We start from the raw sequence: 22,930 nt of genomic DNA, 5'->3' as shown, positions 1-22,930 counted from the left end.
CAGCGCGTCACTTCGACAGCTGCGCCAGCGCCGCGTTCAATGTCGCGCTCGGGCGCATCGCCTGGCCGACCCTGGTCATGTCGGGATGGTAGTAGCCACCGATCTCGACGCCGTGACCCTGCACTTCCGCAAGTTCGGCGACGATCTTCTGCTCGTTCTCGGTCAGCAGCTTCGCCAGCGGCGCGAACTTCGCCTTCAGCTCCGCGTTCACGTCCTGGGCGGCCAGTGCCTGGGCCCAGTACATCGCCAGGTAGAAATGGCTGCCGCGGTTGTCGATGCCACCGACCTTGCGCGAGGGCGACTTGTCGGTGTCGAGGAACTTGCCGTTGGCCTGGTCCAGGGTCTTCGCCAGCACGTCCACCTCGGCGCTGCCGTAGCGGCTGCCCAGGTGTTCCAGCGAGGCGGCCAGCGCCAGGAATTCGCCCAGCGAATCCCAGCGCAGGTAGTTCTCTTCGAGGAACTGCTGCACGTGTTTCGGCGCGGAACCACCGGCGCCGGTCTCGAACAGGCCGCCACCGTTCATCAGCGGCACGATCGACAGCATCTTCGCGCTGGTGCCCAGCTCCATGATCGGGAACAGGTCGGTGAGGTAGTCGCGCAGCACGTTGCCGGTGACCGAGATGGTGTCCAGCCCCTGGCGGATGCGCTCCAGCGAGAACTTCGTGGCCGCCACCGGATCCATGATGCGGATGTCCAGCCCGCTGAGGTCATAATCCTTCAGGTAACGCTCGACCTTGGCGATCACCTGGGCGTCATGCGCGCGCTGCGGATCGAGCCAGAACACCGCCGGCGTGTGCCGGGCGCGGCCCACTGCCAGCTTCACCCAGTCGCGGATCGGCGCATCCTTGGTCTGGCACATGCGCCAGATGTCGCCGGCCTCCACGTCGTGCTGCAGCAGCACGCTGCCCGCCTCGTCGATCACCTTGACCACGCCGTCGCCGGCGATCTGGAAGGTCTTGTCGTGCGAGCCGTATTCCTCGGCCGCCTGCGCCATCAGGCCCACGTTGGGCACGCTGCCCATGGTGGCCGGATCGAACGCGCCGTGCGCCTTGCAGTCCTCGATGGTGGCTTGGTACACGCCGGCGTAGCAGCGGTCGGGGATCACCGCCACGATGTCCTGCAGCTTGCCTTCGGCGTTCCACATTTTGCCGGAGTCGCGGATCATCGCCGGCATCGAGGCGTCGATGATCACGTCACTGGGCACGTGCAGGTTGGTGATGCCCTTGTCGGAATTGACCATCGCCACGCCCGGGCGCTGCGCGTACTCGGCATCCATGTCGGCCTTGATCGCCGCCTGCTGCGCGTCGGTCAGCGAGCCGAGGCGCGCGTACAGGTCGCCGATGCCGTTGTTCGGGTTGAAGCCGGCCTGCTTCAGCACGTCGGCGTGTTTCGCCAGCACGTCCTTGTAGAACTCGCCCACCGCCACGCCGAACATGATCGGGTCGGAGACCTTCATCATGGTGGCCTTGAGGTGCAGCGAGAACAGCACGCCGCGCTTCTTCGCTTCGGCGATCTGCGCATCGATGAAGCCGGCCAGCGCCTTGCGGCTCATCACCGACGCGTCGATGATCTCGTCCGCGAGCAGCGCGGTCTTCGGCTTCAGCACACTGTGGCTGCCGTCCTTGCCGAACCATTCGATGCTGACGTTGCCGGCCTTCCCGACCACGACGGACTTTTCGCTGCCGTAGAAGTCGCCGCCGTCCATGTGCGCCACATGGGTCTGCGAATCGCCGCTCCAGGCACCCATCTTGTGCGGGTGCTTGCGCGCATAGTTCTTCACCGAGACCGGCGCGCGGCGATCGGAATTGCCCTCGCGCAGCACCGGGTTCACCGCGCTGCCCTTGACCCGGTCGTAGCGCGCCCTGATGTCCTTTTCGGCATCGTCCTTCGGCGCATCCGGATAGTCCGGCAGCGCGTAACCCTGGCCCTGCAATTCCCTGATCGCGGCCTTCAGCTGCGGCATCGAGGCGCTGATGTTGGGCAGCTTGATGATGTTCGCTTCCGGCGTGGTGGCCAGCTGGCCCAGCTCGGCGAGGTCGTCGGCGATGCGCTGGTCTTCCTTCAGCATTTCCGGGAACAGCGCGATGATGCGGCCGGCCAGCGAGATGTCGCGCGTCTCCAGCCGGATGCCCGCGGTGCCGGCGAACGCGCTGACGATCGGCAGCAGCGACTGGGTGGCCAGGAATGGCGCTTCATCGGTGAGGGTGTAGATGATCTTCGGGGTCTGGGACATGGCGAGCGGGGATTCCCTGGCAAGGGCGGCATAACCGCGACAGATGACTGCCCATTGTCGCGCGAATGCCCGTCCCCGGCCACCGCAGGCGGTGCGCGGGCGTGTAGCCATGCCAGAATGCGCCGGCTGGCGCGGCAAGTGCCGGCCGACTGCACCGTCAGGTGCAGCGCGTGATCAACGCCCATGACAAGGAAGGAATATGAGTCAGTTGAGCCAATCCATCGTCGACTTCATCGCCGGCCTGCAACCGCTGTACACCTGCCAGCACGCCGACGGCCGCGAATGCGCGCTGTCCTTGCTGGACGGCTCGCTGATCCTGCCGGTGGACGAAACCCACTCGGCGGAGCCGGAAGGCTGGGTCGCGGTGTACTGGCAGGGCGACAGCCGCCGCCATTCCGAAGTGCCCGGTGCGCAACTGGCCAGTGTGGCGGTATGGCGGCATGTGGAATTGCATGGGGCCGGGCGCGATGCGGATGAACGTCTGGCCCTGCGCGAACAGCTGGCCCTGCGCTTCAAGCGGGAAACCGGCCTGTCATTGCAGCACGCCGCCGCGGCCTTGCCGGCCTGAACGGTCGGTCCGGAACGCTGACCGGAACGGTCGGGCGTGCGGCGCGTCGCGCCGCACGCCCGACACGGACCTCACCCGTTCATTTGATCGAGAAGTCCTTGCTGGCGACCGGCTTGCCGTCCAGCGAGATGTCCACCTTGTAGTTGCCGGCGGGGAAACCGCTCGGCTTGCTGATCATGAACACGGTGGTTTCCGGCCCGCTCGCATTCAGCGCCTTGCTGTCCTCATGCACGGTCTGGCCATCCTGGTAGGTCCACTTCGCGGCCAGCGTGCCGTTGCCACTGCCCGTCGTATCGACCGACGCGTAGATGCTGTCCTTCGGCGCGAACGAGTCGCCGCTGGCCGCGATCCGGTTGTTCGCGTCCACGCTGGAACCCAGCTGGACCGAGCTGAAGCTGATCGCCGCCGCGTTGCCGGTGTTGTCCATGCCCATGGCCGCGGTGCTGGCGGGGGCGGGCGCCATGGTGGTGGGCGGAGGCGCCGGCGCCGTGGCCGCGGGCGGTGGCGTGGCGGGAATCTGCGAGGCCGAATCGTCGGTCTTGCCGCAGCCGCCCAGCGCCAGCGCTGCGGCCAGTGATGCGGTGAGGATCAGGGGTTGGCGAGTCATCTTCATGGCATGTCTCCTGTTGCGGGGCTTGCGGTGTCGTTGCTCAGGGCTTCGCCGGAATTTTCAGCATCTGCCCGGCCTTGATGTGGTCCGGGTCGGTGAGCTGGTCACGGTTCGCATCGAAGATCGGCTTCCACGCATTGCCGTTGCCATAGAAATGCCTGGCAATCTTCGACAGGCTGTCGCCTGCCACCACTTCGTAGACCGTGGTTTCGTCGGCAGTCGAACTCACATGCGATTGCACGTCGCTGAAATCGGCCTTCGCCGCAGGCGGCATCTGCGCGGCCTGGCTGCGCACCTCGCTGCGCACGTCGGAGAAGTCCGGCTTGCCGGTTTCGTTGCCCATGGCGTTGTCTCCGTCTCTATTGAAGAGGGAGTCATAGGTAACGGTCGTCCGGTTAACGCCTTGTGAGTGCGTTGCCGAAGTGTTCAGCCTGGAAGCCGGTGCCGGGAGCGTCCCTGTTCACTGGTGACCAGCGGCACGGTCGGATACCCGGAGGATTCACGACGGCCGTCGTCACGCCCCCGCCAGCTGACGGCGGCGCCGCGCCAGCTGGCGCTCGCGTCGGCGCGCCGACCACGCCCTGCGCCGTTCGGCCAGGCAGGAGAAGATCACGTACAGCGCCGGGGTGCTCAGCAGGGTGAGGCTTTGCGAGATCAGCAGGCCGCCGATCAGGGCGATGCCCAGCGGGCGGCGCAGTTCGCTGCCTTCGCCCAGGCCGATCGCGATGGGCAGCGCGGCGAGGATCGCCACCATCGTGGTCATCATGATCGGGCGGAAGCGCACGGTGCACGCCTCGCGCGCGGCTTCGAGCGGACTCTTGCCGTGCTCGCGTTCGGCGACCAGGGCGAAGTCGATCATCATGATCGCGTTTTTCTTGACGATGCCGATCAGCAGCACCAGCGCGATCTGCGCCACCACCGACAATTCGGTGCCGGTGAGCCACAACGCCAGCAGCGCGCCGACGCCGGCGGCCGGCAGGGTGGACAGGATGGTCACCGGATGGATCAGGTTTTCGTACAGCATGCCCAGCACGATGTAGACGGTCAGCACGGCGGCCAGGATCAGCCAGCCCATGCCGCTCTGCGATTGCTCGAAGCGCCGGAAGTTGCCGCCCATCTGCACCTTGATGTCGCCGGGCATGCGCATGTTCTGCACGGTGCCCTGGATGATCCCCATCGCCTCGCCCATGCTGACGCCGGGCGCGAGGTTGAAGCTGAGATCCATCGTGCTGTACTGGTTTTCGTGGGTGATCTGCGATGGCGCCAGCCCCGGCTCCTGCCGGGTGAAGGCGGTGATCGGAATCATCCTGCCGCTGCTGGAGGCGACGTAGATGCGGTTCAGCGCATCGGGCGTGGCGGTCTGGTCGGGCAGCGCGTTGACCACCACCTTGTACTGGTTGATGTCGGAGTAGATCGTGCTGACCTGGCGCTGGCCGAAGGCGTCGTAGAGCGCGCCGTCGATCGCGCCGATCGACACGCCCAGGCGCGCGGCCTTGTCGCGGTCGATCACCATGTTCTGGCGCAGGCCCGCTTCGTCGACGTCGGTGCCCACGTCGCTGAGCTTGGGATTCTTCTTCAGCTCGGCCTGCAGCTTCGGCAGCCATTCCTGCAGGCTGGCCTGGTCGTTGCCCTGCAGTGAAACCTGGTACTGGGCGCCCTGGCTGGTGCCGCCACCGCCGCCGCTGGGCAGGTCCTGCACCGGGCGCAGGCGCAGGTTGAGGTCGGGATACTTGGCCGCCTTGGCGCTGAGTCGCGCCAGCACGGTGAAGGTGTCGTCCTTGCGACCCTGCGCCCGGGTCTTCAGGTCGATGTTGAACGAGCCGCTGGTGCCCTGTCGGCTGCTGCCCAGGCGCGAGCCCACGGTGGCCACGTCGGGATCGGCCATCAGCATCGCGGTCAGCCGTTCCAGCCGCTGCTTGCTCTCGGCGAAGGAGACCGTGGCGCTGGAACTGGCGCGGCCCCAGATCAGGCCGGTGTCCTGCTGCGGGAACAGGCCGGTCTTGACCACGCCGAACAGGAAGAAGGTGGCCACGATCAGCGCCAGCGGCGTCAGCGCGAACAGCAGCGCGTGCCGCAGCGAGAAGTTCAGCGCGCGGGTGTAGACCCGCAGCATGCCGGCGTGGAAACCGTCCAGCGAACGCGCCAGTCGCGACGGCGCCGCCGCCTTGTGCGCGTCATGCCCGCTGAGGAAGCGTCCGCACAGCGCCGGCGTGAGGGTCAGCGAGACCAGCGCGGAAACCACGATCGCCGACACCAGGGTCACCGCGAATTCGTGCATGAACATGCCGGTGACGCCGCCGGCGAACAGCAGCGGGATGAACACCGCGATCAGCGAGGCGGTGATCGACACGATGGTGAAGCCGATTTCGCGGGCGCCGGCGAGGGTGGCCTGCATCCGCGTCATGCCGTTGTCGATGTGGCGGATGATGTTCTCGATCACCACGATCGCGTCGTCGACCACGAAGCCGATCGCGATCACCAGCGCCAGCAGGGTGAGGTTGTTCAGGGTGTAGCCGAGGATGTACATCACCACGAACGCGCCGGCCAGTGACAGCGGCACGGCTGCCGCCGCGATCAGCGTGGGCGCCAGCCGGCGCAGGAACAGCGCCATCGTGAGGATCACCATCGCCAGCGAGATCAGCAAGGTGGCCTGCACCTCGTGCAGCGAGGCGCGGATGGTCGGCGTGCCGTCGAAGAACGGGGTGAGTTCGGTGCCCGGCTGCAGGTAGGCGCGCAGGGTCGGCAGCTGGTCCTTGACCAGGTCCACCGTGGCGATCACGTTGGCGTCGGCCTTCTTGTAGACGTACATCAGCACCGCCGGCTTGCCGCGGAACCAGGCCGCCTGGTACGCGTCCTGCTGGCCGGCGTAGACCCTGGCCACGTCGGACAGCCGCACCGGCGTGCCATTGCGGTTGGCGATCACCAGCTGGGCGAATTCGTCGGCGCTGTGCATCTGCGTGGTGGCGCTGATCGCCATGGTGGTCTTGCCGTTGGACAGGAAGCCCTCCGGCGAGGTGACGTTGGCCGCGCTCAGCGCATTGCGCAGCTGGTCCGGCGACAAGCCCATCGCGTTCAGCGCGCGCAGGTTCACGTCGACGCGGATCGCCGGCGTGGCGGCGCCGGCGATCTCCACCGACGACACGCCGGGCAGCTGGCGCAGCCGCTGGGCCAGCAGCGAGTCGGCGGCGTTGTAGAGGTCGGCGGCGGACTGGGTGTCGGAGGTCATCGCCAGCGCGATGATCGGATCGTCGTTCGGGTTGGCCTTCTGGTAGCCCGGTGCGCCGTTGAGGCCGCTGGGCAGGTCCGGCGCCGCCGAGTTGATCGCCGCCTGCACGTCGCGCGCGGCCGCGTCCAGGTCGGTGCCGTTCTGGAACATCATGAAGACGAAGGTGCTGCCCTCGGAGCTGGACGAGCGCATCGTCTCGATGCCGGGCACCTGGCCCAGGTGCCGCTCCAGCGGCGCGGCCACGGTGGACGCCATGGTGCCGGCGTCCGCGCCGGCCTGGCTGGCCTGCACGAAGATCGCGGGGAACTGCATGTTCGGCAGCGCCGCCACGCCGAGCAGGAAGTAGCAGATCATGCCGCCCACGAACAGGCCGATCGCCAGCAGCGAGGTGCCGATCGGGCGGCGGATGAAGGTGCCGGAGATGTTCATGGGATCAACGTGAGCAGGGGATGGGCGGGGGTATCGCAGAGGACGCGTGAACGGATCATCCCACCCTCAACGTCCTGGTCGCCAAAAGGTTGATCGGAACGACTCCCGCCGAAGAGCGACCCCACCCCAACCCTCCCTGCGACCGCAGGAAGTCCCTTTGGGGGCGAGCAGGGGGGGAGCACGGCGCACAGCTCTATCCTGCCTTGCGCAGGAGGGGTATCGAAGGATCACGCCGCGTGGCTGGCCTGATGGCGAGCCAGCGCACGCTGCTCGCGACGGACGGCGAGCCAGTCGGAGAAGCGCTCCATGTACAGATAGATCACCGGCGTGGTGTACAGCGTGACCAGCTGCGACAGCAGCAGGCCGCCCACGATGGCCACGCCCAGCGGCCGGCGCAGCTCGGAACCGATGCCGTTGCCCAGCGCCAGCGGCAGCGCGCCCAGCATGGCCGCGGCGGTGGTCATCATGATCGGGCGGAAACGCAGCAGGCAGGCGCGATGGATCGCCTCGCGCGCATTGAGGCCGGTGCGACGCGCCTCGATCGCGAAGTCGATCATCATGATCGCGTTCTTCTTGACGATGCCGATCAAGAGCACGATGCCGACGATGCCGTCCACCGACAGGCTCATGCCGCACAGGATCAGCGCCAGCAGCGCGCCCACGCCGGCCGGCGGCAGGGTGGAGATGATCGTCAGCGGGTGGATGTAGCTCTCGTACAGCACGCCCAGCACGATGTAGATCACCACGATCGCGGCCAGCAGCAGCAACACTTCGTCACCCAGCGAAGAGGTGAACTCGGCGGCCTTGCCGACGAACTCGCCGCGCACCTGGGGCGGGAAGTTCAGTTGCGACTCGACCTGGTGGATCGCCGCCACGGCGTCGGACAGCGAATAACCCGGCGCCACGTTGAAGGCCAGGGTCACCGCCGGCAGCTGCTGCTGGTGACTGACCACCAGCGGTGCGCTGGTGACTTCGGCGGTGACCAGCGAGGACAGCGGGATGCTGCCGCCGCCACCGATCTGGAAACCCACGTTGCCGGTGTTGCCGATGCCCGAGGGCGTGGCCGAATTGCTGGATTTCAGCTGGCCAAAGCTGGTCGCGGTGCTGCCGACGAGCGCGCCGCTGCCGTTGCCGCGCACGGTCAGCTTGGTCAGCAGGTCGTCGCTGGTGCGGAACTCCGGCGCCACTTCCAGCACCACGCGATACTGGTTGAGCTGGGTGAAGATGGTCGAGATCTGGCGCTGGCCGAACGCGTCGTACAAGGTATCGTCGATGCTCTGCACCGGCACGCCGAGGCGGCTGGCCTTCTCGCGGTCGATGGTGAGCTTCAGTGCATTGCCGTTGTCGGCAAGGTTGTTGTCGACGTCGGCCAGTTCCGGCCGCTGGCGCATCGCCTCGGTCATCTGGTTGGCGTAGCCGGCCAGTTCGGACGCGCTGACGTCGGACATCGAATACTGGTATTCGGTGGCGGCCACGCGGCTGTCCAGGGTCACGTCCTGCACCGGCTTCAGGTACAGCGCCACGCCCGGGATATTGGCCACCGCCTGCTGCAGGCGCGGCAGCAGTTCGTCCAGGCCGTCACGGTCGCCACGATCCTTCAGCACGATGCTGAGCTGGCCCTGGTTGAGCGTGGGGTTGATCGTGCCGGCGCCGATGAAGGCGGCCACGCCGGCCACGGCCGGATCCTTGCGCAGCGCCTCGGCGACCGCCTTGGTGCGGTCCTCCATCTGCGGGAAGGCGATGTTGTCGTCGGCCTGCACCACGCCGGTGATCAGGCCAGTGTCCTGCTCGGGCAGCAGGCCTTTCGGGATCACCACGTACAGGAACACGGTGAGCACCACCGCGGCGCCGGCCACCAGCATGGTCAGGCGCTGATGATCGAGCACCCAGTCCAGCGAGCTTTCGTACACCGCCACGGTGCGCGACCACACGGTGCGCTTGCCGGCCGCCGCATGATGCTCGTGGGCGTCGTCGCCTTCGGGCAGCTGATCCGGCTTGAGCAGGTAGGCGCACATCATCGGGGTCAGCGTCAGCGACACCAGCATCGAGATGGTCACCGCGATGGTCAGCACCCAGGCGAATTCGTGGAACAGCCGGCCGGTGACGCCGGGCATCAGCAGCAGCGGCAGGAACACCGCCACCAGCGACACGGTCAGCGACAGCACGGTGAAGCCGATCTCCTTCGCGCCGATCTCGGCCGCCTCCTTGCCGCTCTTGCCCTTTTCGATGTAGCGCACGATGTTCTCGATCATCACGATCGCATCGTCCACCACGAAACCGGTGGCCACGGTAAGCGCCATCAGCGACAGGTTGTCCAGCGACATGCCGGTGAACGCCATCACGCCGAACGTGCCCATCAGTGACAGCGGCACCGCCGTGGCGGGAATGATGGTGGCCCACAGCCGGCGCAGGAACACGAAGATCACGCCGATCACCAGGAACACGGTGAGGATCAGGGTGAACTCGACGTCGTGCACCGAGGCGCGGATGGTCACGGTGCGGTCGGCGAACACGTCCAGGTGCACGTCGGCCGGCAGCGCATTGCGCAGTTCGGGTAACACGTTGCGGATCTGCTGCACCGTCTGCACGATGTTGGCGCCGGGCTGGCGGCGCACGTCCAGCAGCACCGCCGGCTTGCCGTTGGCCCACGCGGCGAGCTGGTCGTTCTCGACGCCGTCGACCACCTTGGCCACGTCGGACAGCCGCACCGGCGAGTTGTTCTTGTAGCTGATGATGGTGTTCTTGTACTCGGCGGCATCACTCAACTGGTCGTTGGTGCCGATCGAGTAGCTCTGGGTCTTGCCGTTCAAGGTGCCCTTGGGCGCATTGACGTTGGCCTGGGTCAACGCGCTGCGCACGTCTTCCATGGTCAGGCCGAGATTGGACAGCTGCGCCGGGTTCACCTGCACGCGCACCGCCGGCCGCACGTTGCCGGCGATCGAGACCAGGCCCACGCCCTGCACCTGCGACAGCTTCTGCGCAATGATCGAGTCGGCCAGGTCGTTCACGTCGCGCAGCTGGCGGCTGTCGGAGGTGAGCTTCAGGGTGAGGATCGGCGCATCGGCCGGGTTGACCCGGTTGTACACCGGTGGATACGGCAGGTTGCCCGGCAGGGTGCCCTTGGCCTGGTTGATCGCCGCCTGCACGTCCTGGGCGGCGATGTCGATGTCGCGACCCATCGAGAACTGCAGGATGATCGTGGACAGCCCGGCGGACGAGTCCGAACTCATCATGGTCAGGCCGGAGATCTGCCCCAGGTTGCGTTCCAGCGGCGTGGTGATCAGCGAGGCCATGGTGTTGGCGCTGGCGCCCGGGTACTGCGTGCTGACCACCAGGCTCGGCGCCTCGATTTCCGGCAGCGCCGACACCGGCAGCTGGCGGTAGCCCAGGATGCCGAGCAGCAGCACCGCCACCATCAGCAGCGAGGTGGCGATCGGTCGGCGAATGAAGAGGGTCGAGAATCCCATGGCTATCCGTAACGTCTAAAGTGCGGTTTCAGCCGCGATCATGGCTGGCGCGCGGCCGCAGCCGCGCAACTTCGGGTGTCGCGGCGGCGCAGGCTGGCTGCTCAGCCGTGACGGCGACCACCGCCCTTGCTGTTCTGCTTGGCCTTTTCCATTTCGGTGGCGGTCGGCACCGCCGGCACTTCGCCCGGCTTCAGCGCGTTGACCTTGCTGCCGGGCTTCAGCCGGAACTGGCCCTCGGTGACGACGCGGTCGCCGGCCTTGAGCCCGCTGCCGATCATCACGTGGCTGTCGCCCACTTCGCCGGCCACCACCACCGCCTGCATCTTGACCGTGCTGTCGCCCTGCACCTGGTAGACATAGTCGCCGTCCGGCCCGCGCTGCACCGCCTGCGCCGGGATCACCAGGCCGCCATCGACGGTGTTGACCAGCAGTTGCACGTTGACGAACTGGCCCGGCCAGAGTTCGTTCTTCGCGTTCGGGAATTCGGACTTCAGGCGGAACGTGCCGGTGGTGGTATCGATCTGGTTATCGATCACCTTGAGCACGCCGCCGCTGGCGATCGGATGGGCATCGGTGCGATCCAGCGCGGTCACCTGCAGCGCGGCGGCGTCCTTCCCGGCGGCGCTGCGCACCATGTCCAGGTTCTGCTCGGGCAGGGTGAACATCACGTTGATCGGGTGCAGCTGGGTCAGCGTCACGATCGTGCTCGAGGTGGTCACCACGTTGCCCGGGTCCACGCCGCGGATGCCGGCCAGGCCATCGATCGGCGAAATCACCCTGGTGTAGTTCAACTGCACCTGCGCATCACGCAGGCTGGCCGCATCGGCGGACACGGCGGCCTGGTACTGGGCGGCGGTGTTGCGCAAGGTGTCCAGGTCCTGCTTGGAGATGTAGCCCTTGGCGGCCAGGTCCTGGCTGCGTGCCAGGTTGCTCTTGGCCGTGTCGAACATGGCCTGGTCCTGGCGCTGGCGCGCCACGGCCTGGTCATAGGCCGCCTGGTAGGTGCGCGGGTCGATCTGTGCCAGCACCTGGCCCTTCTTCACCGGCTGGCCCTCGGTGAACTCGAGGCTCAGCAACTGGCCGCCGACCTGCGGGCTCACGCTGACCGTGTTGAGCGCCTGCACCGTGCCCAGCGCGGTCAGGTAGACCGGCACGTTCTGCTTGACCACGGGCACCACGGTCACCGGCACCGGCGGCGTCTCGTTCTTGCCATCCTTGCCGCCACGGTCCTTGCCGGCCGCCTGGGCCGAGGACGCGGGGCCAGCCGGAGCAGGCTTGTGCAGCAGACGGAACCCCAGCGCCGCCACCACGATCACGGCGATGACGATCAACGCGATCTTCCAAAAACGCGACATGTAAAACTCCTGGATTGAACGGTGCGGCCATGCGACACGCAGCAGCGTGACATGCATCTGCCGCCTGGCGGTGCTTTCAGATTGCGCCGACGGACGACTCTTGAGGTGAAAGCATAGGGGCAGTTCAACGAAAATGAACAATGCCGGTTGACATGGGTGCGCCATGACCGATGGCAGGGTAATGGCTTTCGCGCGGGGTTGCGCCCGGTTTTCGCCGACCCCGTTCACGGGGTCCGTCGTCACCGGAGCCTGAAACTTGCCGCGCGCTTCGTTTATAATCTCCGACTGGTTGCCTGTCCGATCCCCGAACCCGGGCCGGGGGCAAGCTTGATCAGCGTCGCGCACTCATGGACCACCCTGCGTGGAGGTGTTCATGATCCGGTGTGACAGCAACAGGCAATCGAGGCAGGTCGGGGCCGCCATGGTGGCGTTCCGCCGTGCCCACTGAAAGGAGTACGTGCGTGAGCGGTTCCATGAGCAAGGCGGACCACAGCGTCCTGCGCCAGTTTTCGATCATGATCGGCGGGCTCGCCGTGTTGACGGTCGTGCTGATCTTCGCGGCGCTGGCCATCCATGAGCACGAGCCCAAGGAAACCAATCCGGAGCAGCCGGCCCGGGTGGCCGCGCGGATCGCCCCGGCTGGCGCCGTCTACGCCGGCAACACCGGCCGCGCCGCGATGCAGGCCGCCGCCGATGCCGCCGCCAAGGCCGCTGCCTCGCAGGTGGCCTACGGTGGCACCACCGACGGCAAGGCGATCTTCGATCACCTGTGCACCAGTTGCCACACCTCCGGTGTCGCCGGCGCGCCCAAGGTGGGTGACAAGGCCGCCTGGGGTCCGCGCCTGGCCCAGGGCATCGACGTGCTGGTCAAGCACGCGATCGAGGGCTACCACGGCCCCGACGGCAACTTCATGCCGCCCAAGGGCGGCAACCCGGCGCTCACCGACGAACAGGTCACCAACGCGGTGCACTGGATCGCTGATCAGGCGAAGTAAAACTTCGCCTGATCCAAAAAGCTGTCTGCAAACGCCGCCCTCGGGCGGCGTTTTCGTTCGCCCCTTCCCCTGCAAAGCAGGGGGAGGTTGGGAGGGGGTCGCTTTTGAGCTAGGCGACCCCGCCTGATCCAACAAGCCGTCTACAAACGCCGCCCTCGGGCGGCGTTTTCGTTCGCCCCTTCCCCCGTGGGGGAAGGTTGGGATGGGGAGCCTCGGAGTACGAGGAAGATCAAAAGCACCCCACCCCAACCCTCCCCTGCTGCGCAGGGGAGGGAGAAGAGACTCACCCGGCCTCCTCCACCCACTCCCGCGCGAACCTCTGCAACTCGGGAAAGAACACCTCGAAGCACCGCTGCAGTTCCGCCTCCCGTTCCACCAGCACCGGCAGCGCCGAATCCAGCGGGTTGGCCCGGCTCAGGCGCTGCCCGATGCCCGCCAGCGCCTGGCCCAGCACCGCGCGATCGGCATAGCCGGCGGGCAGCTGGTGGAAATCCATGTAACCGCGGAAGCGCCGCAGGGCCGGGGGCAGCAGCGCATCGCCACGCCACAGCAGGGCGCGCAGCGCGTCGGAATACGGCAACAGGGGCTGCCCGCTCCAGCGCGGGAAGTCGCGCGCCAGGCAATGGTCGAACCACATGTCGAGCAGGATGCCCGCGTACCGGCGATAGGGCGACGGCAGCAGGGCCTTGGCCGCCAGCACCTCCGGGTGGGCGTCGGTATGGACGTCGATCGCGCGATGCAGGCGGATTCCGGTGATCACCCGGGGCGCGTACAGCGCCGGGTCCGGCTGCCCGTGGACGAAATCGCCGAGCATGCCGCCCAGTTGCAGGTCCTCGTCGTCACCGGCCAGCAGGGCGTGCGCCAGATGGTTCACCGGCGGCTTCCGCGGCAGGCGATCCGATCGGCGGTTATCATCGTGCGCATGAATCCCACCGAACTCCCCGCCGAACCGGCCACCTTTCCCGATGTCGCCGCCAGTTTCCTGCTCGACGGCCCGGTCGGCAAGCTGGAAACCATCAGCGATGTCGCCGAGCCGGCCTGCGCGCGCCGTGGCGTGGCGGTGATCTGCCATCCGCTGACCGTGGAAGGCGGCACCATGCACAACAAGGTGGTGACCATGGCCGAACGCGCCTTGCGCGAATCGGGACTGGACACGGTGCGCTTCAATTTCCGCGGCGCGGGCAATTCGGCCGGCGAGTTCGACCGGGGCGACGGCGAAAGCGAAGACCTGGCCGCCGTGGTGGCCTGGGTACGCCAGCGGCGGCCGCACGATGCCTTGTGGCTATGCGGTTTCTCGTTCGGCAGCTACGTGACCCTGCGCAATGCGGTGAGGCTGCGTGCCGACGCGCTGGTGAGCATCGCCCCGCCAGTGGGCCGGCGGGAGTTCGGCCCGGTCACCCTGCCCACCTGCCCCTGGCTGGTGGTGCAAGGGGAAGCCGACGAGGTGGTCGATCCGCAGGCGGTGTTCGACTGGATCGACACGCTGGAGCACAAGCCCGAGCTGATCCGCATGCCCGACACCAGCCACTTCTTCCATCGCCGCCTGATGGACCTGCGCGGCGCGATCAAGCACGCCGTGCTTGGCTGGCTGCCGCCGCCGCGAAACGACTGAAACCTGCATCCCCACTTCACGACCTGTCCGCTCCATGAGTGAAAACCCCTCGCTCGCGCCCAGCGCGCGCTATCACGAAGGCGTCGCCGCGCACCGCTGGGAGTCCGACCCGACCCAGCTGGCGCTGCTGCCCGAGTTCGATCGCATGCACGCGGCGCTGTGCGCCGCACCGGCCAGCGACAGCGGCCTGTTCGGCCGGCTGAAATCCCTGCTCGGCAACGACGAGCCACCCGCGCCGGTGCCGGGCCTGTACCTGTGGGGCACGGTGGGCCGCGGCAAGACCTTCCTGATGGACCTGTTCGCCGCCAGCCTGCCGCATGGCGTGGTGCTGCGCCGGCACTTCCATCGCTTCATGGGCGAAGTGCACGACAGCCTGCGCCAGCTCGGCGAGCGGCAGAGCCCGCTGGTCGAGGTCGCCGCGGGCATCGCCGCACGCTGCCGGGTGCTGTGCCTGGACGAATTCCTGGTCAACGACATCGGCGACGCGATGATCCTGGCCAACCTGCTCGACGCGCTGTTCGAGCGCGGCGTCACCCTGGTCACCACCTCCAACACCGCGCCGTCGAACCTGTACCGGGACGGGCTGCAACGCGCGCGTTTCCTGCCCGCGATCGCGCTGATCGAACGGCAATGCCACGTGGTGGAGATGGCCTCTTCGCGCGACTGGCGCCTGCGCGCGCTGACCCAGGCCTCGGTCTACCTCACGCCGCCGGGCGCCGAGGCGCATCGCACGCTGGAAAAGATCTTCGCCAGCCAGGCCGGTGACGAAGTGGAGCAGGATGGCCAACTGCGCATCAACGGCCGCGACATTCCCTTCGTCAAACGAGCCGACGGCGTGCTGTGGTTCGAGTTCGGCGCCTTGTGCGAAGGCCCGCGGGCGGTGGCCGACTACATCGCACTGGCCAAGGCCGGCCCGGCGATCATCATCTCCAACGTGCCGCAGTTCACCGTGTACAGCGAGGACGCGGCGAAGCGCTTCGTGCAATTGGTGGACGAGTTCTACGACCGCCACGTGAAACTGGTGCTGTCCGCCGCCGCGCCGATCACCGAGCTGTACGACGGCGAGCGGCTGCGCGCGGAATTCGGCCGCACCGAGTCGCGCCTGATCGAGATGCAGAGCGAGGAATACCTGGCCCTGCCGCATCGGCCGGAATGAACCCGCGCGCCCCCGTCACAGCGGGGTCGCGATGCCCGGATGGCTGCGCTGGAAACGCCGGTGATGGATCAGCAGGCCGGTGAAGTACACGATGTAGTAGCCCACCAGCAGGCCGATCACCAGCAGCGTCAACGGGGTCAGTGCCTGGCCCATCGGCTGCATCGCCCCGGCGCCGCCCGCCGTCGCCTGCATCTGCCACATCTCGAACAGGCGCCAGGCCAGCCGGCCGAGCAGCAGGGCGGTGAGCAAGGCGCCGATCCACGGATTGGGCACGTAGCAGTCGCCCTTGACCGGGTCGATCTCGAAGCGGGTCAGGCGCAGGCCGACCAGGCCCACCGCGCCGCCGATCAGGACGCCGCCCAGCAACCCTTCGGCCAGCGCCAGCCGCTGCAGTCCGCTGAGCGCCATCAGGCCGCCGAGGACCACGAAGATCACGATGCGGGCGATCATCCGCTTGCGCCGGATCGGCTGGCGGCCGAATTGTCGGCTCACGCGCTTCCAGACCATCCAGGCCAGCAACGGCAGCATGATCAGGTAACTGGTCAGATGGGCAGGCATGGGCATTCCGTTGGCAGGCGTCGACGGCAGCTTAATTCAGCCATGGTCCGGCTGACGACTGACGAATGTCACCCATCGGACAGGCCGTCGCGCGGATCAGGCATCGCCCAGTTGCTGCGCGATCGAGCGCGTGCGCTCGGTGACCTGGTTGCCGGTATGCAGGGTCGACTTGCGTTCGATCAGCAGGATCAGGCATTCGGCCGCGGCCACCGGATTGTGGCGCGTGCCCTTGGGCACCACGAACAGCTCACCCTGCTCCAGTTCCATCGCACCGGTTTCCAGCTCGATGCGCAGCCGGCCGTCGAGCACCAGGAACAGCTCGTCCTCGTCGTCATGGCTGTGCCAGCCGAAGGTGCCCAGCAGCTTGGCCACCTTCAGATAACTGTCGTCCAGTTCGCCGATCACGCGCGGCGACCAGTATTCGACCAGTGCGGCCGCGGCAGCCTTCGGCGAGACAGCGGAGGACATGCCTACTTGGCCTTGCCCTGGTTGGCCACCGCGGCCATTTTCGCGGCGATCGCCTCGGCGTCGCCGAGGTAGTAGTGGCGCAGTGGCTTCAGCTCGTCGTCGAATTCATAGACCAGCGGCACGCCGTTGGGGATGTTCAACTCGACGATCGCCTCGTCGGAGATGCCGTCCAGGTACTTCACCAGCGCCCGCAGCGAGTTGCCGTGCGCGGCCACCAGCACGCGCTGGCCGGCGCGGATCGCCGGCGCCAGCACCTGGTGCCAGTACGGCAGCACGCGTTCCACGGTGTCCTTCAGGCATTCGGTGTCGGGGATGTCCTTCGGGTCGAGCTTCGCGTAGCGCGGATCGTGCACCGACTCGTTGGCGGCGCGATCCAGCGGCGGCGGCGGGATGTCGTAGCTGCGGCGCCAGATCTTCACCTGGTCCTCGCCGTACTTCAGCGCGGTCTCGGCCTTGTTGAGGCCGGTGAGGCCGCCGTAGTGACGCTCGTTGAGGCGCCAGTCGGTGACCACCGGCAGCCACATCAGGCCCATCTCGTCCTGTACGCCCCACAGCGTGCGCACCGCGCGCTTGAGCACCGAGGTATGCGCCACGTCGAAGCTGTAGCCGCCTTCGGTCAGCAGCCGGCCCGCCTCGCGCGCCTCGGCCATGCCCTGCTCGGTGAGATCGACGTCGGCCCAGCCGCTGAAACGGTTGTCGAGGTTCCACTGCGATTGGCCGTGGCGGATCAGGACGAGCTTGTGCATGGGATGCTCAACAGAAGGGAATAAAGCGGGAATGGTGCAGGCCGACCCCGCTGTCGTCAAACGCGGCCCCTGCCACAGGTCATGCTAAACCTGCCGACCGCGCGGGGCATCCCAATGCCGGTACCTACCCACTCAAGGAGATTGTCATGCGTCGATTCCCCACCCTTCTGATGTTCGGCACGCTGGCGCTGGGCCTGCCGCTGCTGGCGGCCGCGCACGACGGCGACATCGACAAGGTCAACGGCGCGGTGCGCGTGGAAGCCGGCCAGCAGGCGGGTGACGTCAGCACGGTCAACGGCGCGGTCCACGTCGGCGACAACGCCGTGGTGAAGGAAGCCAGCACCGTCAATGGCGCGGTCGAACTGGGCGCGAAGGCGCAGGCCACCGAACTGGACACGGTCAACGGTTCGATCACCCTGGGCCAAGGCAGCCGGGTCAGTGGCAAGGTGGATGCGGTCAACGGCGCGATCCATCTGGACCAGGGCGCCGACGTCGGCGGCCGGGTGGAGAACGTCAACGGTGCGATCGTGCTGGACGCCGCCCACGTCGCCGGCGGCATCGGCACCGTTTCGGGCGACATCACCGTGGGCGCGAACTCGCGCGTCGAGGGCGGCATCCTGGTCGACAAGAGCCACAGCTGGTTCAGCGGCAACAGTCACACGCCGGTGGTGGTGATCGGCCCGCACGCGGTGGTGCAGGGCACGCTGGAGTTCAAGCGCGAGGTGGTGCTGAAGGTCAGCGACAGCGCGCAGATCGGCCCGGTGAAGGGCGCCACGGCGGTGAAGTTCAGCGGCGCCACGCCGTAAGGCAGGAGTGAGGGGAGAGGAGTGAGAAGTGAGAGAGAGCAGGACGTTCGCTGGCTTTTCTCTCACTCCTCTTCACTCATTTCCCGCTCCTACGACAGCCAGTCGCGCGGCTTCAGGTAGGCGGCCAGTTCCGCTTCGGCGGAACCGGCTTCCGGCGCGTACGCATACTCGAAACGCACCCGCGGCGGCAGGCTCATCAGGATCGATTCGGTGCGCCCGCCGGACTGCAGGCCGAACAGGGTGCCGCGGTCGTAGACCAGGTTGAACTCCACGTAGCGGCCGCGCCGGTACAGCTGGAATTCGCGCTCGCGCTCGCCGTACGGCGTGGCCTTGCGGCGTTCCACGATCGGCAGGTAGGCGTCGAGGAAGCCCTGGCCCACGTCCCTGGTGAAGTCGAGGCAGCGCTCGAAGCCGCCTTCGTTGAGATCGTCGTAGAACAGCCCGCCCACGCCGCGGGTCTCGTCGCGATGCTTCAGGTAGAAATATTCGTCGCACCACTGCTTGTAACGCGGATAGACGTCCGCGCCGTACGGCTGGCACAGGTCGCGCGCCACCGTGTGCCAGTGGCGCACGTCTTCGTCCACCGGATAGAACGGGGTGAGGTCGAAGCCGCCGCCGAACCACCACACCGGTTCCACGCCGTCCTTGCTGGCCTCGAAGTAGCGCACGTTGGCATGGGTGGTCGGCACGTGCGGGTTCTTCGGATGCAGCACCAGCGACACGCCGGTGGCGACGAAGCTGCCGCCGGCCAGCTCCGGCCGATGCGCGGTGGCGCTGGGCGGCAGCTTGTGCCCGGACACGCGCGAGAAATTCACCCCGGCCTGCTCGAACACCGCGCCGTCGCGCAGCACGCGGGTGCGCCCGCCGCCGCCTTCGGCGCGGGTCCACGCGTCTTCCTCGAAACGTGCGCCGCCATCGACCTGTTCGATCGCGCGGCAGATGCGGTCCTGCAGTTCGCGCAGGAAGGTTTCGGCACGGTCGGCTTGCTGGCTGCTCATCACGGGACTCGTTGCGGTAAGGCGATCAGCTTAGCAAGTGCGATCCGCGCGGGCGCTGCGACGCGGCGCCGCGGACGCCTGCGCTGGATCAGGGCGCGCGCGGCGCGCGCATGTCAGCTCAGCCGCTCGGCCATCCGCCGGTTGCCGGTCAGCGCGGCCCAGCGCGCACCGACGTCGATCCACATCAGGTAGCTGGCCTCGATCAGCAGGCGGCCAAGCGTGCGTGGCCGCAGCGAAAGCGTGGACTCGGCGGCGACCGGCTGTCCGTCGAAGCCCAGCCGCCTGGCCAGCATGCCGCAGCGCGCGAGGTGGTAGCGACTGGTCAGCAGGGCCACCGGCGGCAGCTCGCCGGTGGCCGAGTCGATCCGCAACAGCTGGCGCGCGTGGCGCAGGTTCTCCAGCGAGTCCACCGAATCCTGTTCCAGTTCCATGCGCACGGCGCCGGCCAGGCCATGCCGCCGCAGCCAGTCCTCGCCGGCCGCCGCCTCGCTCTGCGTCCCGCCGCTGTAACCGCCCAGCAGCAGCAGGTGATCGGTGTGCCGCTGTTCGACCAGCGCCAGCGCGCGGCGCAGCCGTTGCCGGTAGTCCGCACCCGGCGCGTCGCGCACCAGCTGGCGACCAAACACCAGCACGATCATCCGCCGCGGCGGCTGCAGCGGGCTGCGTGCGGCGACCCGGCACACGTGGACCAGATAGCCCAGCCAGATCAGCCCCGCGCTGAGCACCAGGGTCAGCAAGGTCACCAGCGCCGCGCGTTGCACGTCGCGATCGCGCAGGTAGCGCCAGGGACTTCGGGAGGTCGGCGGATGGGCTTGCACGGGGGACCGGGGCGGCGGGAACGATGCGGCCTAGTTTCGCACGCCTGTTCGCGACATCTTCATGCAGTCGCCGTCACGCTCTGCGCTCGCATGCACAGGCTAGGCATTCCGCCGGGTCACCGTTAGGCTTTCGAAGATGCCCACCAAGATGACCCCTCTCGCCGTCACTGCCCATACCGCCACGTCGGCGCTGGGCAGCGGACTGGCCGCCCAGCTCGCCGCGCTGGAAACTGCCCGCAGCGGCCTGCGTCCGAACGACATCAGCAGCGCGCCGCTGGCGTGCTGGATCGGCCGCGTGGACGGCGTGGAAGAGGTGCGCCTGCCGGCCAGCCTGCAGGTGTGGGATTGCCGCAACAACCGGCTGGCCTGGCTGGGCCTGAACCAGGATGGCTTCATGCAGAAGGTCGAGGCGGCACGCGCACGGTACGGCGCGGCGCGCGTGGCCCTGCTGCTGGGCACCTCCACCGCCAGCATCGGCGCCACCGAGGAGGCCTATCGCCAGCTCGACGCCGACGGCGGCTTCAGCGACGACCGGCTCTATCCGCCGCTGCACGCGCCGCACTCGCTGACCGCCTTCGTGGCGGCGGCATTGCAGCTCGAGGGTCCCTGCCTCACCGTCTCCACCGCCTGCTCGTCCAGCGCCAAGGTGTTTGCCAGCGCCGAGCGCTTGATCCGCCTGGGCCTGGTCGACGCGGCCGTGGTCGGCGGCGTGGACAGCCTGTGCGACAGCGTGCTGTTCGGCTTCAACGCGCTGGAGCTGGTCTCGCGCGAGCCGTGCCGACCGTTCGACGCCGCCCGCAACGGCATCTCGATCGGCGAGGCGGCCGGCTTCGCCCTGCTCGAACGTGCCGCCGCTGCGCCCGATGCCGTGCAGTTGCTCGGTTACGGCGAAGCCAGCGATGCCCACCACATGTCCACTCCGCACCCGCAAGGCCTCGGCGCCGAACTGGCGCTGGACGATGCGCTGGCCCGCGCCGGCCTGTCCGCGGTGCAGGTCGATTACATCAACCTGCACGGCACCGCCAGCCAGAAGAACGACGAGGTGGAAGCGGCGCTGGTGACGCGGACGTTTCCCGCCCGCACCCGGGCCAGCTCGACCAAGGGTTACACCGGCCACACGCTGGGCGCCGCCGGCATCGTCGAGGCCGCCATCGCGATGCAGGCGATCGAACACGGCCTGATTCCCGGCAACCTCGGCGGCGACACGCCCGACCCCGCCTGCGGCGCGCAGTTCGCCTGGCGCAACGAGCGGCAGACGGTCGAGGTGGCGCTCAGCAATTCGTTCGGCTTCGGCGGCAACAACGCCTGCCTCGCCTTTGCCCGCGCAGGATTCGGCGCATGAGCGGGCTGGATGTCTGGGTCGACGGCATCGGCGTGTGGTCGTCGCAGCTGGCCGACTTCGCCGCCCTGCGCGAGATGCTCGCCGGCCGCCTGCCGGAACCGCCGCCGCGCCGACCCGCGGCCGCCACCCTGCCCGCCAACGAACGCCGCCGCGCGCCGGAAAGCGTGCTGCTGGCGGTGGAGGTCGCCGGCCAGGCGGTGGCGATGAGCGGCCAGGATGCGGCCGGCGTCGCCTGCGTGTTCGCCTCCTCGCACGGCGACCAGGCGATCACCGACTACATGTGCGCCACGCTGGCCCAGGTGCCGACCGAGCTGTCGCCGATCCGCTTCCACAACTCGGTGCACAACGCCGCGGTGGGCTACTGGACGATCGCCACCGGCTGCCATGCGCCTTCCACCGCGATCGCGGCACAACGCGCCAGCTTCGGCGCCGGCCTGCTCGAGGCGGCCAGCCAGGTGTGCAGCGAACAGCGCCCGGTGCTGCTGGTGTGCAGCGATTACATCGGCACCGGCCCGCTGCTCGAAGTGACCGCCTGCGCGCAACCGTTCGGCAGCGCCCTGCTGCTGACGCCGACCCGCAGGCCGCGCAGCCTGGCCCGGCTGCGGCTGACGCTGACAACCGCGGCGGCTTCGAGCACACTCGACGAACCGCTGGCCGGCTGGCGCCAGGCCAACCCTTCGGCCGCCGCGCTGCCGTTGCTGGCACGGCTGGCGCTGGGCGATGGCAGCTGCCATGTCGAGGCGGCCGCGCAACTGGGATTGCAGATCGACATGGAGAACGTCGCTTGAACACCGTCAACCCGCGCTGGTGCGTGCTGATTCCCTGCCTCAACGAAGAGGCCGCGATCCAGTCGGTGGTCGAATCCGTGCTGGCGCTCGGTGCACCGGTGATCGTGATCGACGACGGCTCCGACGATCGCACGCCGGACATCGTCGCCACGCTGCCGGTGACCCTGCTGCGCCACGAGCAGCGCAAGGGCAAGGGCGAAGCGCTGCGCCACGGCTTCCGCGAGGCGGTGAAGCTCGGCTACGACGCCGTGCTGACCATGGACGGCGACGGCCAGCACCTGGCTGCCGACATTCCGCACATCGTGGCCGCGGCGACGAAGTACCCGCAGCACATCGTGATCGGCGCGCGCCTGCTGGACAAGGAACAGCAGCCCAAGGGCCGCCGCCGCGCCAACGCGGTGGCCGACTGGGGCATTTCCTGGGCCTGCGCGCAACCGATCGCCGACACCCAGAGCGGCCAGCGCTGGTATCCGCGCGCCGCGCTGGAACTGGTCGACCTGCCGGCGGAGAACTTCGTGTTCGAGGCGGCGATCCTGATCGCCGCCTCGCGCGAGAAGCGGCTGGGCGTGGTCTCGGTGCCGATCGCCTCGCGCTATCACGGCAATTTCCGGCCCAGCCACCTGAAGCCGGTGCGCGACGTCACCCGCATCACCACCTACACGATCGGCCGCGTGGTCCATTACGGTCGGATCGTGGCCAGCTACCGTCGTTCGCGCGCCGCGCCGATCCTCTTCGAAGGCGGTGCGACGCACTGA

The 22,930-nt window shown here is 68.0% G+C and carries 20 protein-coding genes; 8 read left to right on the top strand and 12 right to left on the bottom strand.

Going from position 1 to position 22,930, the window contains the following annotated elements; translation table 11 throughout:
* Positions 1–7: 7 nt before the first annotated feature.
* Entirely contained in the window at positions 8–2,233 is a 2,226-nt protein-coding gene (locus AC3A56_RS12845) for an NADP-dependent isocitrate dehydrogenase (RefSeq protein ID WP_487770589.1), read from the bottom strand.
* Between the two features lie 199 nt (positions 2,234–2,432).
* Between AC3A56_RS12845 and AC3A56_RS12840 the strand changes: the two genes are divergently transcribed.
* A complete protein-coding gene (locus tag AC3A56_RS12840; RefSeq protein ID WP_235580593.1) occupies positions 2,433–2,801 on the top strand; it encodes a hypothetical protein in 369 nt (122 codons plus the stop codon).
* 79 nt (positions 2,802–2,880) lie between these two features.
* Here AC3A56_RS12840 and AC3A56_RS12835 read toward each other — a convergent pair whose 3' ends face one another.
* From AC3A56_RS12835 to AC3A56_RS12815, 5 genes are all read right to left on the bottom strand, one after another.
* A complete protein-coding gene (locus AC3A56_RS12835; protein WP_487770588.1) occupies positions 2,881–3,414 on the bottom strand; it encodes a hypothetical protein in 534 nt (177 codons plus the stop codon).
* A 37-nt stretch (positions 3,415–3,451) separates the two neighbouring features.
* Positions 3,452–3,754 (bottom strand): LysM peptidoglycan-binding domain-containing protein, encoded by a 303-nt coding sequence (locus tag AC3A56_RS12830; RefSeq protein WP_487770587.1) that lies wholly within the window; start codon positions 3,752–3,754, stop codon positions 3,452–3,454.
* 171 nt (positions 3,755–3,925) lie between these two features.
* On the bottom strand, positions 3,926–7,066 hold the full coding sequence (locus tag AC3A56_RS12825) for an efflux RND transporter permease subunit (RefSeq protein ID WP_487770586.1): 3,141 nt from the start codon (positions 7,064–7,066) through the stop codon (positions 3,926–3,928).
* A 227-nt stretch (positions 7,067–7,293) separates the two neighbouring features.
* The gene (locus tag AC3A56_RS12820; RefSeq protein WP_487770585.1) at positions 7,294–10,533 is read right to left on the bottom strand and encodes an efflux RND transporter permease subunit; all 3,240 of its coding nucleotides are present in this window, start codon (positions 10,531–10,533) and stop codon (positions 7,294–7,296) included.
* Between the two features lie 101 nt (positions 10,534–10,634).
* Positions 10,635–11,888, bottom strand: a complete 1,254-nt coding sequence (locus AC3A56_RS12815; RefSeq protein WP_056714487.1) for an efflux RND transporter periplasmic adaptor subunit — start codon at positions 11,886–11,888, stop codon at positions 10,635–10,637.
* Positions 11,889–12,361: 473 nt separating this feature from the next.
* Between AC3A56_RS12815 and AC3A56_RS12810 the strand changes: the two genes are divergently transcribed.
* Positions 12,362–12,883 carry a c-type cytochrome gene (locus AC3A56_RS12810; RefSeq protein ID WP_056767984.1) on the top strand — a complete coding sequence of 174 codons (522 nt, stop codon included), beginning with the start codon at positions 12,362–12,364 and terminating at the stop codon, positions 12,881–12,883.
* A gap of 283 nt (positions 12,884–13,166) precedes the next feature.
* Here AC3A56_RS12810 and AC3A56_RS12805 read toward each other — a convergent pair whose 3' ends face one another.
* The gene (locus AC3A56_RS12805) at positions 13,167–13,757 is read right to left on the bottom strand and encodes an acyl carrier protein phosphodiesterase (RefSeq protein ID WP_487770584.1); all 591 of its coding nucleotides are present in this window, start codon (positions 13,755–13,757) and stop codon (positions 13,167–13,169) included.
* Between the two features lie 48 nt (positions 13,758–13,805).
* Here AC3A56_RS12805 and AC3A56_RS12800 point away from each other — a divergent pair, with 48 nt between their 5' ends.
* Both AC3A56_RS12800 and zapE read left to right on the top strand, forming a co-directional pair.
* The gene (locus AC3A56_RS12800; RefSeq protein ID WP_056767978.1) at positions 13,806–14,495 is read left to right on the top strand and encodes an alpha/beta hydrolase; all 690 of its coding nucleotides are present in this window, start codon (positions 13,806–13,808) and stop codon (positions 14,493–14,495) included.
* Positions 14,496–14,529: 34 nt separating this feature from the next.
* The gene (zapE, locus tag AC3A56_RS12795) at positions 14,530–15,651 is read left to right on the top strand and encodes a cell division protein ZapE (protein WP_056714455.1); all 1,122 of its coding nucleotides are present in this window, start codon (positions 14,530–14,532) and stop codon (positions 15,649–15,651) included.
* A 15-nt stretch (positions 15,652–15,666) separates the two neighbouring features.
* On the opposite strand, the gene AC3A56_RS12790 is transcribed toward zapE, so the two are convergent.
* The 3 genes from AC3A56_RS12790 to gpmA form a co-directional block, all read right to left on the bottom strand.
* Complete coding sequence (locus tag AC3A56_RS12790) at positions 15,667–16,209, bottom strand: CcdC protein domain-containing protein (protein WP_487770583.1); 543 nt, start codon at positions 16,207–16,209, stop codon at positions 15,667–15,669.
* Between the two features lie 96 nt (positions 16,210–16,305).
* Positions 16,306–16,677 carry a cupin domain-containing protein gene (locus tag AC3A56_RS12785; protein WP_056714452.1) on the bottom strand — a complete coding sequence of 124 codons (372 nt, stop codon included), beginning with the start codon at positions 16,675–16,677 and terminating at the stop codon, positions 16,306–16,308.
* 2 nt (positions 16,678–16,679) lie between these two features.
* Positions 16,680–17,423: a 2,3-diphosphoglycerate-dependent phosphoglycerate mutase gene (gene gpmA / locus AC3A56_RS12780; RefSeq protein ID WP_056767969.1), complete on the bottom strand. Its 744-nt coding sequence runs from the start codon at positions 17,421–17,423 to the stop codon at positions 16,680–16,682.
* 146 nt (positions 17,424–17,569) lie between these two features.
* On the opposite strand from gpmA, the gene AC3A56_RS12775 reads away from it, so the two are divergent.
* Positions 17,570–18,229, top strand: coding sequence for a DUF4097 family beta strand repeat-containing protein (locus tag AC3A56_RS12775; RefSeq protein WP_487770582.1), 660 nt, complete (start codon positions 17,570–17,572; stop codon positions 18,227–18,229).
* A gap of 89 nt (positions 18,230–18,318) precedes the next feature.
* Here the strand turns inward: AC3A56_RS12775 and hemF are convergent, their stop codons facing one another.
* Both hemF and AC3A56_RS12765 read right to left on the bottom strand, forming a co-directional pair.
* On the bottom strand, positions 18,319–19,227 hold the full coding sequence (hemF, locus tag AC3A56_RS12770) for an oxygen-dependent coproporphyrinogen oxidase (protein WP_487770581.1): 909 nt from the start codon (positions 19,225–19,227) through the stop codon (positions 18,319–18,321).
* Between the two features lie 113 nt (positions 19,228–19,340).
* Positions 19,341–20,045, bottom strand: a complete 705-nt coding sequence (locus tag AC3A56_RS12765; protein ID WP_487770580.1) for an ElyC/SanA/YdcF family protein — start codon at positions 20,043–20,045, stop codon at positions 19,341–19,343.
* A 148-nt stretch (positions 20,046–20,193) separates the two neighbouring features.
* On the opposite strand from AC3A56_RS12765, the gene AC3A56_RS12760 reads away from it, so the two are divergent.
* From AC3A56_RS12760 to AC3A56_RS12750, 3 genes are read left to right on the top strand one after another with little or no spacing between them, the layout of a single operon-like run.
* Complete coding sequence (locus tag AC3A56_RS12760) at positions 20,194–21,387, top strand: beta-ketoacyl-[acyl-carrier-protein] synthase family protein (RefSeq protein ID WP_487770579.1); 1,194 nt, start codon at positions 20,194–20,196, stop codon at positions 21,385–21,387.
* On the top strand, positions 21,384–22,175 hold the full coding sequence (locus tag AC3A56_RS12755; RefSeq protein ID WP_487770578.1) for a beta-ketoacyl synthase chain length factor: 792 nt from the start codon (positions 21,384–21,386) through the stop codon (positions 22,173–22,175). Before AC3A56_RS12760 ends, AC3A56_RS12755 begins: the two co-directional genes overlap by 4 nt.
* Positions 22,172–22,930: a glycosyltransferase family 2 protein gene (locus AC3A56_RS12750; protein ID WP_056767955.1), complete on the top strand. Its 759-nt coding sequence runs from the start codon at positions 22,172–22,174 to the stop codon at positions 22,928–22,930. The genes AC3A56_RS12755 and AC3A56_RS12750 overlap by 4 nt, the downstream gene beginning before the upstream one ends.

It is taken from the genome of Rhodanobacter sp. Soil_C_14, assembly GCF_057657335.1.
This window is presented reverse-complemented; position numbering and strand designations above follow the sequence as displayed.

What these genes read in the sequence shown, in the direction of transcription:
- AC3A56_RS12845 (WP_487770589.1), bottom strand. Translation starts at nt 2,233, where the DNA reads ATGTCCCAGACCCCGAAGATCATCTACACCCTCACCGATGAAGCGCCA.
- AC3A56_RS12840 (WP_235580593.1), top strand. Translation starts at nt 2,433, where the DNA reads ATGAGTCAGTTGAGCCAATCCATCGTCGACTTCATCGCCGGCCTGCAA.
- AC3A56_RS12835 (WP_487770588.1), bottom strand. Translation starts at nt 3,414, where the DNA reads ATGAAGATGACTCGCCAACCCCTGATCCTCACCGCATCACTGGCCGCA.
- AC3A56_RS12830 (WP_487770587.1), bottom strand. Translation starts at nt 3,754, where the DNA reads ATGGGCAACGAAACCGGCAAGCCGGACTTCTCCGACGTGCGCAGCGAG.
- AC3A56_RS12825 (WP_487770586.1), bottom strand. Translation starts at nt 7,066, where the DNA reads ATGAACATCTCCGGCACCTTCATCCGCCGCCCGATCGGCACCTCGCTG.
- AC3A56_RS12820 (WP_487770585.1), bottom strand. Translation starts at nt 10,533, where the DNA reads ATGGGATTCTCGACCCTCTTCATTCGCCGACCGATCGCCACCTCGCTG.
- AC3A56_RS12815 (WP_056714487.1), bottom strand. Translation starts at nt 11,888, where the DNA reads ATGTCGCGTTTTTGGAAGATCGCGTTGATCGTCATCGCCGTGATCGTG.
- AC3A56_RS12810 (WP_056767984.1), top strand. Translation starts at nt 12,362, where the DNA reads ATGAGCAAGGCGGACCACAGCGTCCTGCGCCAGTTTTCGATCATGATC.
- AC3A56_RS12800 (WP_056767978.1), top strand. Translation starts at nt 13,806, where the DNA reads ATGAATCCCACCGAACTCCCCGCCGAACCGGCCACCTTTCCCGATGTC.
- zapE (WP_056714455.1), top strand. Translation starts at nt 14,530, where the DNA reads ATGAGTGAAAACCCCTCGCTCGCGCCCAGCGCGCGCTATCACGAAGGC.
- AC3A56_RS12790 (WP_487770583.1), bottom strand. Translation starts at nt 16,209, where the DNA reads ATGCCTGCCCATCTGACCAGTTACCTGATCATGCTGCCGTTGCTGGCC.
- AC3A56_RS12785 (WP_056714452.1), bottom strand. Translation starts at nt 16,677, where the DNA reads ATGTCCTCCGCTGTCTCGCCGAAGGCTGCCGCGGCCGCACTGGTCGAA.
- gpmA (WP_056767969.1), bottom strand. Translation starts at nt 17,423, where the DNA reads ATGCACAAGCTCGTCCTGATCCGCCACGGCCAATCGCAGTGGAACCTC.
- AC3A56_RS12775 (WP_487770582.1), top strand. Translation starts at nt 17,570, where the DNA reads ATGCGTCGATTCCCCACCCTTCTGATGTTCGGCACGCTGGCGCTGGGC.
- hemF (WP_487770581.1), bottom strand. Translation starts at nt 19,227, where the DNA reads ATGAGCAGCCAGCAAGCCGACCGTGCCGAAACCTTCCTGCGCGAACTG.
- AC3A56_RS12760 (WP_487770579.1), top strand. Translation starts at nt 20,194, where the DNA reads ATGACCCCTCTCGCCGTCACTGCCCATACCGCCACGTCGGCGCTGGGC.
- AC3A56_RS12755 (WP_487770578.1), top strand. Translation starts at nt 21,384, where the DNA reads ATGAGCGGGCTGGATGTCTGGGTCGACGGCATCGGCGTGTGGTCGTCG.